Source organism: methane-oxidizing endosymbiont of Gigantopelta aegis, from assembly GCF_016097405.1.
Taxonomy (GTDB): Bacteria; Pseudomonadota; Gammaproteobacteria; order Methylococcales; family Methylomonadaceae; genus Methylomarinum.
Genome location: NZ_JAEHGD010000002.1, coordinates 54,656 through 67,773 on the forward strand (window position 1 = coordinate 54,656; position 13,118 = coordinate 67,773).

Below are 13,118 nucleotides of genomic sequence, written 5' to 3' on the forward strand. Positions count from 1 at the left end.
TTAGTGGTTATTGTGGTTGGAATGTTTGGCATGAAAATGCAGAGAATGGCGAACACGATTTAAAAAATGCCGATGTCTGGGGCTGCTATTTTCGAGATGATGATAGGTCATCAGTTTTAAGCCATCTTCAATCAAAACCCAGAATAGGCAATAGGCCCAGATCATGCCGATAATTTCCCAGGATATAGGCGTGACAAGCACGCCGTAATGCGCAATCAGCATCGCAACGATCTGGGTGCCAATAATGGCTGTTAGCAATAATGGTGCAGGATAGGGTGGGCACAAGAAGCAATGCCGGGTGCGTGCCACAAACAAGGTGAGATGGCCTGCAATAGCCAGTTTCAGGAAGATAATGGTTTGCAATTCTGCGGTACTGACATGGTAATAGCTTTCGGCGAGGATCATGAGCAGAAAGGTTTCTACTACACCGATCAGGCCGAGGACAGTTGCGATGGTCAGCACTTGGCGCATATCCCAATTGACCGGTTTTTGAGCGGTGTAGGTGTTGTCTTTGGCAATCGTCAGAATAGGGAGGTCATTCAGTAAGGCCAACAAGATAATCATGATGGCGGTAATGGGGTAGATGTTATAAATTAACATCGCCAGTACCATAAAGAACATGATGCGAATAGTTTCGGTGATACGGTAAATCGCATACGAAGTCATTCGACTAAAAATACGCCGTGCTTCCTCAATAGCGTGCTTGATAACCAGTAAACCGGGTTCGGTCAGCACTAAGTCAGCTGCAGCACGGGCGGCATCGGTTGCGCCGGATACAGCAATACCAACATCCGCCTGTTTTAAGGCCGGGGCGTCGTTAACACCATCACCGGTCATGCCGACGATATGTTGATTGGCTTGAAGATCTTTCACTAGCCAGAATTTATGTTCCGGGAAAACCTGGGCAAAGCCATCGGCGCGTTCAGCACAGCGAGCAACTTCATGAATCAAATCTTTTTTGTCACGCGCACTGATGATTTGATCGGCCAGTAGAATATTGGTGCCTAAGTCCAGATCCTGGGCGATTTGTTTGGCAATGGCGATATTGTCACCCGTTACCATTTTGACATCGACACCTAATGCTTTAATAGTCTTAAGCGTCTCCTTGGCGTCATCGCGAGGTGGGTCGAACAATGGGATAATGCCGAGGAATACCCATTGCCCTTCTGCATTGGTATGGGCTACGCCCAGCGCCCGGTAGCCTTTTTGGGCAAATTCATTGACTACTTTTTCGGCTTTTTCACGTTGTTCCGGGCCAGGTTTGCATAAGGCGAGAACGACTTGTGGTGCGCCTTTGCTGACTTTAAAATGCTTGCCATCGGCCGAGACAACGGTGGCTTCCGTGCGTTTGCGAATGGGGTCAAATGGAATAAAACTTTGTTGTTGAAATCTCGATAAAGCTGTTTTGTCGGGTAATGCTTGCAAAATCGCGTTGTCGATGGCGTCCGGGGTATCCCATTCAGAAGCGAGGGCGGCGGTCAGAATAAGTTGTTGTTGATCGGCACCATTGAAGTATGCGGGGTCTCCCAGTGTGAGCTCATTTTTAGTCAATGTGCCCGTTTTATCTGAACACAGAATATCCATGCTGGCTAATTCTTCGATAGATTCCAGGCGCGAGACAATGGCTTTTAAACGGGCTAAACTTGCCGCTCCCACAGCCATCGTGACGGAAAGAACGGCTGGCATGGCGACAGGGATGGAGGCGACCGTCAAAATCAGGGCAAACTGTACCAATTCCATAATTGGCAAATGCCGCTCCAGTCCTACCAATACCAAGATGGTCACCAGTCCTAAGCTGATAAAAATCAGATAATCGCCAATGGTTAAGACGGCTTTTTGAAAATGGGAAACAGATTTGGCTGAACTCACTAGCTTGGCCGTTTTACCAAAATAGGTATTGCTGCCGGTTGCGACGACAATGCCAATCATTTCACCTTGTTTAGCAATCGAACTAGAATAGATTAGGTCGCCAACTTTTTTATTGACAGGTAATGATTCGCCGGTCAATGCAGATTGGTCAACACTCAGATAATCGCCTTTTAGGAGTACAATGTCAGCGGGTACGACATCACCGAGTCGGATGCGGACAATGTCGCCGGGGACGAGTTGCTTGGCATCTATTTCTTGCCATTTCCCATCGCGACAAACCCAGGACTTTAATGCGAGCTGTTTTTTGAGTTGTTCAATCGCGTTACCAGCCTGATATTCCTGCCAGAACCCGACGACAGCGTTAAAAATCAGTAACACTAAAATGATAATCAAATCTTCGGTATGATGAACGATGGCCGATAAAATCGCCGCAATTTCAATCATCCAAGGAATAGGCCCCCAGAAATAAGACAGGAATTTTAGTACCGGATTGATCTTGTGTTCCTGAATTGCATTCGGGCCATAATGAGCCAGACGGGCGCGTGCATTCTCCGGAGACAGACCGTTCAGGTCGCTTTTTAGATAGTTAAGTAACGCATCCGCCTCGAGGGAACGGACTTTTTCGCTATCTAATAACGGTGGGAAGTCGGTCGTGTTATATTTCATGGCAAACCTTGTGCTGCGGATGAGTTATAGACAATTCTCAAGCTTATAATGTTGATGCAAACTTGGAATTTCAACCGTTGTCCGTTTAAGTTTTTTGGCAAATAACGGCATTACGTCTTTTTCGCCATGAACCAGAAAGGTAGTGGCTGGAGAGCCGGTGTGTTGATGCCATTGCAATAGCTCCTGTTGATCGGCATGGGCAGAAAAACCGCCGATGGTATAAATGCTGGCTTGTACGGGGATTTCTTCGCCAAAAATTTTAACGACTTCGGCGCCATCGATAATTCTGCGCGCCAGCGTTCCTTGGGCAGCATAACCGACAAAGATAATGCTGTTATGCTGGTTCCATAAATTATGTTTTAAATGATGGCGAATACGGCCGCCGGTACACATGCCGGAACCGGCAATGATGACCGCACCGCCGCTGATTGTATTGAGAGCCATGGATTCGGCTGTTTCTCGGGTAAATTTCAAGCCCGGAAAAGACAGTGGGTCAACGCCGTTTTTAAAAATATTGCAGGTCTTTTTATCAAAGCATTCAGGATGACGGCGGAAAATCTCGGTGGCCGAAATGGCCATCGGTGAGTCGAGAAAGACCGGTAGATATTGTGGCAGTATTCCTTGATCGATACCTTCCCGGATGTAATACAGCAATTCTTGAGCCCGTTCCAGGGCAAAACTGGGGATGATAACGTTGCCGCCTTGTTTCAAGGTTTTATTGGTCGCGCTGTAAAATTCTTCCAGGGTCGGTGCCAGGGTTTTGTGATTGCGGTCACCATAGGTGGTTTCCATCACCACAATATCGGCTTTTGGCGGCGTGGTTGGATCACGGATGATCGCACGGTCGTGATAGCCGAGGTCGCCAGAAAAAACGAGTGTACGAAGCTTACCTTTGATTTTGGTTTTAATGACAATCGACGCCGAGCCTAAGATATGACCGGCATCAATAAAAGTAACTTTGAATCCAGGGAAGATTTCAATCGTTTTGTTGTATTTTGCTGTACGGCCAAAATAGCCAAAACTATTTAAGGTGTCGACGACAGAATATAAGGGTTCTACCAATGGCTTTGTGCCATGGCGTGAAATTTTGCGGTTTTTATAGCGGGCTTCTTCTTCTTGCAGATGGGCAGCGTCTAATAGGACTAAGCGAGCTAACTCACAGCTGGCCGATGTGGTAATAATCTCGCCTTGAAAGCCTTGTTTAACCAATAATGGAATACGACCGCAATGGTCTAGGTGAGCATGTGTCAGTAATAAATAATCAATCTCGGCGGGGTCAAAGCCAAAAGGCTGGGCGTTTTCTTCCTCTATCTCTCGACCGCCCTGATAGAGGCCACAATCTATCAGTATCTTTTTGCCTTTTTTGGTCAGCAAATGACAGGATCCTGTTACATTCTGATCTGCACCGTGAAATTCAATGCGCATGGGATGTTCTCCTTAAGACCTGAAGCTTAAGGCGATAGTAACAGAAAAACTTGGGGCAGTTGAATTTAGCTTAAATCGGTTATTTTTCCATTGTCATCAAATGATACCCTAACATAAGATGCTTGCCGGTATTTTCTGAGTAAATCACTATTAATGCCAAAAAACTCTGCCTGGTCTTCCAGCGTAACAGATTGAGGTTTTGCGCGCCGATCATTGCCTTTAAAACGGATAAAATTATATGCCGCCCAGATTGCAAGACTTCCACCCATAATGGCAACAGAGATGATAAATTTGACAAAGTCATGGATCACCTGCTTATAGCCTTGTAGGGTGAACATTTCAAAATAAACCAGATGATAGCCTAGGGGCTGTTGCCATTTCACATAGGTAACCATAAAAAGGCGCAAGCCAGAGCGATAGAGCCTTCAAAATTTCGTTTGAGTTTGTCATATCGCGTGGCGATCGCTCTGAAATGCTTAAGTCTTGCAAACACATTTTCAACGAGATGGCGATATTTGTAGAGACACCAATCCATTTCATCATTTCCCCGAGTTGAATTCTTTTTCTTGGGATAACAGGAACAGCCCCTTTGTCTTTAATTTGAAGACGTAATGCTTCACTGTCATAGCCTCTGTCAGCAACTATATAGTCACCTTTTGGGAGCTCTGCAACTAATTTCGGTGCTTCTTTACAGTCATGAACTTCGCCGCCTGTCACTGAGAAATGAATAGGAAGACCACAGGCATCAACGGCCATATGAATTTTACTGGTGTTCCCGGCGACAGATTTCCCTATCGCTGTTTCTTGTTCACAGGCCGCACCACTACTATGCTGATGTGCTTTCACAATACTCCCATCAATAAATTCCCATTCCAGGTCTGGATCAACAACCAAGGCGTTAAAAATACCCATCAGTTTTTCTTTACGAGACCAGTCATTGAATCGTTTATATACCGCATTCCAATTACCAAAAGCCGTGGGTAAATCTCTCCAGGGACAACCTACTCGCAAGCGATAAAAAATACCTTCGACTGTTTTTCGAAGACAAGGTTTGGCTTGTTTTTGAGTCAAAATAAACAATCTATGTGGCGGAGTTATTGAATTTCAAGGGGGATTTTCAAAACGGCAACAGCCCCTAGATACCAGGCCAGTAAAGTGGCAACCGGAACCCAGAGAAAAACCAAAGAACCCAGAAGATGAAGGTGAGAATAAAAGAAGAATAGCGTTGCCATAAGGACTGCATGGAGGGTGAATTGAGGATTAAATCTTTCATCGGATTCCCCGGTCAGGGCTGACCCATGTTGCGCGTTGGCCTTTTTGTCTGAAGATGGCTTTTTGCATGCCAAAGACGGTGGTAAATACACTGATAATCCAGTACACCATTGGATACCAGATTACCCAAAAGTAGTTTTTGCCTATCCCCTTTTCATAACGACCATCAATAAACAGGCTGATGGCAAATTGTAACAAACAGGTTATTCCCAGTAATACGCCGCCCCAGCTCGGTAGTAGTGTGGGGACTTTTAGCGGGTCAGGTAATTCAATAAAATAACCCAATGCCCAAAATGTAAATGTGATTAGCATGGTATAAGCCCAAAAAATACTGATCAGGTATTCTAGGTATATCATCCACATACGCCGAGATACCCAAAGCCCGAGTTTCTTAAAATATTTAAGCATAACTTCCATACCGCCTTGGGCCCAGCGTAGACGTTGTTTCCATAAACCAGTCAATGTTTCGGGCATTAAAATCCAGCATAAGGCGTTGGGTTCGTAGCGAATATCCCAATGATCCAACTGTAATTTCCAACTGATATCAATATCTTCTGTGACCATATCAGGACTCCAGTAGCCGACTCGGTGTAGTGCCGATTTACGAAAACCAGCCACGACACCTGAAACAGTGAATATACGACCATATATTCGTTGTGCTCGTTTAATCAGGCCGATAATGGCTGAAAATTCCCCTACCTGTATTTTGCCCAATAATGTGGTACGGGTTCTGATTCGGGGTTACCTGTAACAGCACCGACTCTGGGGCCTGAGATAAAGTGTTTCATCATCCATGCAACCGCTTCGGGTGCAAGTAAGGCATCGCCATCGATACAAACAAGAAATTCATGGGGGATAATAAAGCGGCTGTATTTAAAGCGGTTGCCTTGCCTTGGTTGCTGGTTAGGTTAATGACTCTGATTTTGTCATGCCTGGCGGCAAGGTCGCTCAAGATTTCCAACGTGTTATCAGTACTGCCGTCATTGACTGCGATGATGTCAAATGCAGGATAATTTTGCTGTAGTAAAAATTCGAGGGTTTCGCGGATATCCTCTCCCTCATTATGACAAGGTACGACAATAGATACAGGTGGATAGTGTTCTAGTTCAGGTATGTCGCCTGGCTTGAAAGGTTGTTTTCTTTCCCAGTGAAAGTAATAAATGAGTGCGCCAATAATCCATCCATAAATAGGCCATAAATAATGGATAAAAAGGCAAAGTCAATAAGAAGTTAAAAAATTCAGCCAAAGCCATTCTGTAATATTACTTATCCAAAAGGCGAGTTTTTCGATTAAAACCGGAAAGTACTCTTGAATGCTAGATAGCCATGATTGTATTTTTTCAACATCCATGATTGATTAGGGGCTGTTGCCGTTTTGAAAATCCCCCTTGAAATGGGAATTTATTGATGGGAGTATTGTGAAAGCACATCAGCATAGTAGTGGTGCGGCCTGTGAACAAGAAACAGCGATAGGGAAATCTGTCGCCGGGAACACCAGTAAAATTCATATGGCCGTTGATGCCTGTGGTCTTCCTATTCATTTCTCAGTGACAGGCGGCGAAGTTCATGACTGTAAAGAAGCACCGAAATTAGTTGCAGAGCTCCCAAAAGGTGACTATATAGTTGCTGACAGAGGCTATGACAGTGAAGCATTACGTCTTCAAATTAAAGACAAAGGGGCTGTTCCTGTTATCCCAAGAAAAAAGAATTCAACTCGGGGAAATGATGAAATGGATTGGTGTCTCTACAAATATCGCCATCTCGTTGAAAATGTGTTTGCAAGACTTAAGCATTTCAGAGCGATCGCCACGCGATATGACAAACTCAAACGAAATTTTGAAGGCTCTATCGCTCTGGCTTGCGCCTTTTTATGGTTACCTATGTGAAATGGCAACAGCCCCTAATATTTCAAATACCATATGGAAAAGTTTCCAGTGACATCATTTCTTTTAGCAAAGACAAGGCTGGCTTATTACGATGAAAATCATCTGGGTAATAGCCCAGGGCAATCGGGTTTAAAAAAGGGTTGAAATTATAATTTAGATAAGGTATTGGTTTTATCATTTTGATTATAAATGACAGTTACCCCAACGGCCTCAATTATCCACCATTTTTCAACGATTGCTGATCCAAGAGTAGATCGGCGAAAGAAGCATCAACTCACTGATATATTTTTCATCACCTTGTGTGCGACTATTTGTGGAGCCGATAACTGGGTGGCCATTGAAAAATTTGGAAAGGCTAAAGAAAGCTGGTTCACTGAACAGCTTGGTTTAGAAAATGGAATCCCTTCACATGATACGTTGGGTGCTGTTTTTGCCGCCATAGATACGGAACAATTTAGTCAATGCTTCTCAAACTGGGTGGCCGATCTAGCGGACTTGGTTGAAGATATTGCAATGGATGGCAAATGCTTAAGGCGCAGTATTGATAAAGCCTCAAATAAGTCAGCCATCTATATGGTGAGCGCCTGGTCGCGGAAAAACAGTTTGGTTTTAGGTCAGGCGAAAGTGGATGATAAATCCAATGAAATTACGGCCATACCCAAACTTCTGTCGCGTTTGGATATTGCAGGCGCTTTGATTACAATTGATGCAATGGGGTGCCAAAAGAAAATAGCCAAACAGATTATCGACCAAGGCGGTGACTATGTTTTGAGTTTAAAAGGAAATCATGGCACCTTACATGAGGATGTAAAGGCCTATTTTACATCCGCTTTATCGCCAGAAATTGCCACAAAAACCGTCAATGGTGAGCATGGGCGAATTGAAACGCGTTCTGTTCGTGTCACGGATGAGATTGAATGGTTAAAAAGGAGCATTCCTGGTCAGGATTAAAAAGTATTATTGCCGTCACAGCCACAAGAGAAGTGGATGAAAAAATAACCGAGGAAACACGCTATTTTATAAGCAGTTTAAGCGCAAACGATCCAAACAAGTTAGAGCATGCTGTTCGCGCTCATTGGGCGATTGAAAATAACTTGCATTGGGTTCTTGATCTTGCTTTTGATGAGGATAGCAACCGAACCCGCAAAGGATATAGTGCTTCAAACTTAGCTGTCATTCGACACATGGCCTTAAATTTAATAAAAGCCGAGGAAACGGCCAAAGTCGGTGTAAAAACCAAGCGAATGATGGCAGGGTGGGATAATGATTATTTACTCAAGATTCTTGGTGTAATTTAAACCCGATTGCCCTGGGTAATAGCCGTAATTCAAGGCATTTTTTTGCTGTAACAATGTCATTTGTTGCTTAAGTTCGATGCCGGATATTTTTTTTGATACGCGCCAATCTACCGATTGCAGTTCAAAAACTGTTCTTTTTAGTGCTTCAGGGTGTTTTTTTTCAATTTTATCAATCAATTCCGTCAGCCATTTTTTTGGATTTTTTGCATTTTCCATATAAGGCATGGCCATTACCGCAACATAGTCATAATGCGCCATAAAATCTTCAAAAGATTGTGCAAACCATTCCTTGCTTTCAGGCTGCATAATAACATTAGCGTATAGATTACGTGCTGTTTTGATTTCCGGCCGGTAATAGCGGACGGCTTGGGTCAGATAATCAGTAAAAGCGGTCAGCGCATTAATGTTGAATTGTGTTTTGTCTTCAGGGTTTATTTTTTCCATTTGTTTTAACGCGGCAGGGCTAGCATCCTCAAAATCAGTCAATAAGGCGTCATCATGGAATAATAAACCGGCAAAGTGGCTATAGCGAGCTAAATCTCGGTAAATATCAGCAACAAATTCACGGGCTTGTCGATGAAAGGGAGAAAGCCTGTGGTAATTGTTATGACTGGGAACCGCCTTACCATCTTTCCATTCATGTACCCACCAATCCTGCGGCAGATTTGCCCGAAAAGCCAGTACCGGCAGCCAGGCATAGACAGAAACACCCGCTCGGGTTCTCAACTGCCAGGCCACGCGGTTGAACAGATCGGCCCGAACCGGCAGGTGCTGGTTCGGAAAATAGAGCGAATCAGCATTACCATCACCATCAGGGTCGGAAAAAGCCTGCAAGTAGACAGTGTTGATACGCATAGCCTTTATTCTGTCCAGCAGTCTGCTCAGGTTAGCATTGATCTGTTTGGGGTTTTCATCGTAGATGTAATCCATATCAACATGGGCGACACGGATCGGCTCTTGTTCATTTAAGTGTCTGATGTCATAGACGAAATCGGCCAAGGGCGGGTTGTCCATAATCAAATGCCGCTGTATATGCAGGTTTTGGGACAATGGATTTATTCCAGTACCCAAGCCAATGGAAATAGTCATTCCTGCTTTTTTGGCTAAATTGATTACTTCAATACTATAATCACCATAGGGCCAGACAATTATTCGAGGTCGCTTTCCTGTTCTTTTCAATAAAATATCCGAGCTTTTTTTTAAATCCAGTCGGATTCTGTGTCGATACTCTTCATCGGTTTCATAGCGTTGCAAATTCGGGAAATACTGTCGTGTTGCGGCCGCAGGTTGGGTATTGCCTTGTACATTGGCCAAGATGCCATGATGTAGATCATGGCTGTGTGACGCAATTTCAATCAGCCCTGAGGTCATCATTTCCCTGACTTGTTGCCAGGTCAAAAAATCGTTGCGGGACTTCAATTCATTTCCGTAATGGACGGGCTGGTCAGTGGGTGTTTCCATCCAGCTTGTGACTAAGGAAAAAATGGCCGGATAGTTAAATTGTTTCAGAATGGGGTAAATACGATGATAAAAATTGCGGTAACCGTCATCGAAAGTCAGTAATACCGCTTTTTCCGGTAATGGTTTCAGGCCTTTTTGCGCATCCAGAATCTGTTGCAGACTCACCGGGTGATAGTGATGTTCACGTAACCAGGCGAACTGGTTTATCAACCGGTTTGTATCGACGGTCATCGGGTCGTCATCCCATTCATCCTTGACATCGTGATAACAAAGGCTGATAAAGGTTTGGTTCATACCGAACAGCGCCGGACTGAATAGGCAGAGTATTAGTAAGTAAAACTTGATCATTTAAAACCTCATTGACAGGTTTAAATAAAAAGCCCAGTCTTCCGTTCTGTCGCCATCATAGACAGCATAACGACGAATCGCACCATAAATTAGCTCATAACGATCCAGTGTTTTCCAGCGATGCTCATATTGGATGCTACCAACCGGATCAAGGTGATATTTCACCTGACTGTTGGTAACTGGGTTAAGAATTTGTTTCTGAAAATAAAAGCCGGATGTTAATGCAATGCGTTGGTGAAAAGTTAAATCATAATGACGGTAGGTCAAGAGGTCATGATCCATCGTTAGACCAAGCGAGGCATCGTTTTCTGGATGATAATAATTTCCAGTTTGTCGGGTGTTCAAAGATGTTCCGGCATTCAATCGGGTTGAAAATTTATACCAAGGGCCACTATACCAGCGTTGGTATAGTTGGGCATTTGCTTGGTAGCGAATATTGTTATCACTATAAGCAAAGAATGATTGATTGAAGTTAAAACTACTAGACTCATGAGCTTTGTATTCGAAGCCAGTGGTCACAGACCAAGCGGTTACGTTGGAGGATTGGTTGCCCGAAACTCGCCCACTGGTCAAAGCCCTCAGTCCAATTTCATGGCTGCGAGTATCAAATTGCAGATTGGCAGACCAATAGTCATCAAATTGATAATTTAAGCTTGCTGCAAAACCGACAGTGTTTTGTTTGAAGTTATTATAATGAATTTCCCCTGTTGCAATCAGGTCCGGGATGGCGTATTCCAGCCCCAGTCCATAGCGACGAAAATAACCCCGGACAAGGTTACCAAAGCCATCGTTGAATACACTGGTTTGCCAGTTTTGGTGCAAAAATAAGCGATAGTGGTAGGCCAGCGGCTGGGAGAATAATAAGCTATCGATTCCAACCGATTCGCTGCCGTTAACCGGGGCAGGTTCAGACGATTGAGTTTTGGATAACTCTCCCTGAGTCCGAATACGCAACTCTCGCTGGTTATGGATATTCCACAAACGCATTTGTCGCTGTACTCCCTTGTTTTCATAATAGCGTTGATACAGTGATTCTGTATTTTGTTGCTCGGCAGCATAATGCCTTAGTTCATGTAATATCGGACTGAGTGATAGACGGTTGGATAGGTGTTTCGGGTCGATATTCAGGGCCGAAATCAATTGAGCATGAGCCTGTCTTGGCCAGCCGCGATAATAATAAATATTCGCCCGGGCATTGCGGATATCGACATTATGCGGCGCATTTTTATACAAAAAATCAATTTTTTTCTGTGCTTCATCCAGTCTATCGGTAAACGCTTCCATGACGGCAACTGCCAGCTCCGTTTCGGTCTTGCGCGGGTTCCCTCGAGAATAGAATTTATTTTGGCTGCCTGGTTTTTTAAACCGTAATTTATTCGGTTGTTGTTTGGCCATTTGTTTGGTCAGATCAAGTGCAAGGCCTGGTTGTTCAGCTTCCAGATAAGCATAAATCAGGGATTGTTGCGCGTTATAGCTGTTTGGAATTTCTTTTAATACCTCAAGATAAAGGTCGCGAGCCTTGGTAGGTTGCTCTGTATACAAAAAGGCATCGGCTACAGCTATTTTGGCATAGGCGGGTAATGTGACATTGTCTTCTTTTAAAGATTGGTACACCTTAACAACGCGATGCATTTGCTTGGCATCGCGTAAGGCAACCAATAAATCAAATAAAGCGCGCTGATGCCAGATTATTTTATCTGGAAGATTCATGTTTTCCAGCATTTTCAAATTAAGTTTTATCCGGGTGATGGCCTGGTGTGTTTCAGCATAGCGGTAATTGTCTGGTTCTGTTGGAATTTGTCCCCAGCGAATCATATTAGCAGCTAAATCCCAATGTAATTTGACCCATTCGGTATCAGAAAAATATTGTCTATATAACAGGGCGGATTGCCAGGCTTGATTAAAAGAACCTGCTTTGGAAAGGTTAAAAACCAGTCCTCGAATAGCCTCTTTGTCATTTAATGTTAAGGACAAAATTTTTGTATAGGTATCTGCGGCTTTGAGATGATCTTCTTTACGTTCGTAAAGATAAGAGAGTATTTTTAGCGTTTCAATATGCTGCGAAGAACGTTGCAGTATGGCTTTAATAATTTTTTCTGCAGACTGGGTTTTGTTTTGATCAATCAATACGGCAGCTAGGCTGATTTGATAGCTGTCTTTTTGAGGGTGGCGCTGAGTGAGGATATGTAGACAATTTTCCGCTAGTTCAAATTGTTGTTCATGACGGGCGGATAAAGCGATAGCCTGCAAGACGAAATTAGGCAGGGATGATAGTTGTAGTTTCTGGCTTTTTTGCAAGACTTGCTGGTATTGGCCATGCCAGAACAATACTTGTAAATAATCATAAAAAAAATGTTTATGCTGGGGATATTGCTGTACTTCCTGCTCAAGAATTTTAAGAGCTTGTTGCATCTGGCCCTGTCGGGCCAGAGTAATGGCTTGTTGGTGTTTTTGGTTTTGTTCGGCTTGTCTGGCATTTTTTATGGTCGATGATATTTCCCGGTTGGCCGGGTATTTTATTTTTAGTTTATTCAATAGAGCAAAGGCTTGCGGTATTTTCTTTTGACCCAATAGTGTTTGTGCTTGTTTCAGTCTGTATTGCCAAATATTGGGGTGGCGCTTGCCTAATAATCGCCAGGCTTTCTCGGCCAGGGCAAAATTTTGCCGTTGTTGTGCGGCTAAGGCAACAGCATCAATCACATAATCAGGTGCATTATTCAGCTTGATTTTGCGGCTTGCGGCTAACGCTTTTTGTGGCTGGCTTGCCCATACTGCGACTTGAATATAGTCATAGCGGTAGCGCAAGACATCGGGGAATTGACGCATCAACTGTTGCAAGACAGGTAAGGCCTGACCGGGCTTGTTTGAATGTGCTGTAGCAATAGCCTGTTTG

5 protein-coding genes and 4 pseudogenes are annotated in these 13,118 nt (G+C 43.9%); 2 read left to right on the top strand and 7 right to left on the bottom strand.

The window, feature by feature from the left end:
* The 5 genes and pseudogenes from JEU20_RS11070 to pgaC all read right to left on the bottom strand — a co-directional run bounded on the left by JEU20_RS11070 (position 1) and on the right by pgaC (position 6,485).
* A complete protein-coding gene (locus tag JEU20_RS11070) occupies positions 1–2,535 on the bottom strand; it encodes a plasma-membrane proton-efflux P-type ATPase (protein WP_198246105.1) in 2,535 nt (844 codons plus the stop codon).
* Positions 2,536–2,559: 24 nt separating this feature from the next.
* Positions 2,560–3,960 carry an MBL fold metallo-hydrolase gene (locus JEU20_RS11075; RefSeq protein WP_198246106.1) on the bottom strand — a complete coding sequence of 467 codons (1,401 nt, stop codon included), beginning with the start codon at positions 3,958–3,960 and terminating at the stop codon, positions 2,560–2,562.
* A 65-nt stretch (positions 3,961–4,025) separates the two neighbouring features.
* Positions 4,026–4,355 carry a poly-beta-1,6-N-acetyl-D-glucosamine biosynthesis protein PgaD gene (gene pgaD / locus JEU20_RS11080; protein WP_198246108.1) on the bottom strand — a complete coding sequence of 110 codons (330 nt, stop codon included), beginning with the start codon at positions 4,353–4,355 and terminating at the stop codon, positions 4,026–4,028.
* A pseudogene (locus tag JEU20_RS11085) lies at positions 4,340–5,013 on the bottom strand (IS5 family transposase); the annotation flags it as partial. The pseudogene JEU20_RS11085 and the gene pgaD, both read right to left, overlap by 16 nt.
* Positions 5,014–5,229: 216 nt before the next feature.
* Positions 5,230–6,485, bottom strand: a pseudogene (gene pgaC / locus JEU20_RS11090) (poly-beta-1,6-N-acetyl-D-glucosamine synthase).
* 135 nt (positions 6,486–6,620) lie between these two features.
* Here pgaC and JEU20_RS11095 point away from each other — a divergent pair.
* Both JEU20_RS11095 and JEU20_RS11100 read left to right on the top strand, forming a co-directional pair.
* Positions 6,621–7,118 (top strand): annotated as a pseudogene (locus JEU20_RS11095) (IS5 family transposase); the annotation flags it as partial.
* Positions 7,119–7,307: 189 nt separating this feature from the next.
* Positions 7,308–8,416 (top strand): annotated as a pseudogene (locus JEU20_RS11100) (ISAs1 family transposase).
* On the opposite strand, the gene pgaB reads toward JEU20_RS11100, so the two are convergent.
* Both pgaB and pgaA read right to left on the bottom strand, forming a co-directional pair.
* The gene (gene pgaB, locus JEU20_RS11105) at positions 8,390–10,171 is read right to left on the bottom strand and encodes a poly-beta-1,6-N-acetyl-D-glucosamine N-deacetylase PgaB (protein ID WP_198246110.1); all 1,782 of its coding nucleotides are present in this window, start codon (positions 10,169–10,171) and stop codon (positions 8,390–8,392) included. The pseudogene JEU20_RS11100 and the gene pgaB sit on opposite strands and share 27 nt — an antisense overlap.
* Positions 10,172–10,225: 54 nt before the next feature.
* A partial coding sequence (gene pgaA / locus JEU20_RS11110; protein ID WP_198246112.1) for a poly-beta-1,6 N-acetyl-D-glucosamine export porin PgaA occupies positions 10,226–13,118 on the bottom strand: 2,893 nt, incomplete at its 5' end.

Coding starts and splice junctions, on each gene's coding strand:
- pgaB (WP_198246110.1), bottom strand. CDS start 10,171: ATGAACCAAACCTTTATCAGCCTTTGTTATCACGATGTCAAGGATGAA.
- pgaD (WP_198246108.1), bottom strand. CDS start 4,355: ATGGTTACCTATGTGAAATGGCAACAGCCCCTAGGCTATCATCTGGTT.
- JEU20_RS11075 (WP_198246106.1), bottom strand. CDS start 3,960: ATGCGCATTGAATTTCACGGTGCAGATCAGAATGTAACAGGATCCTGT.
- JEU20_RS11070 (WP_198246105.1), bottom strand. CDS start 2,535: ATGAAATATAACACGACCGACTTCCCACCGTTATTAGATAGCGAAAAA.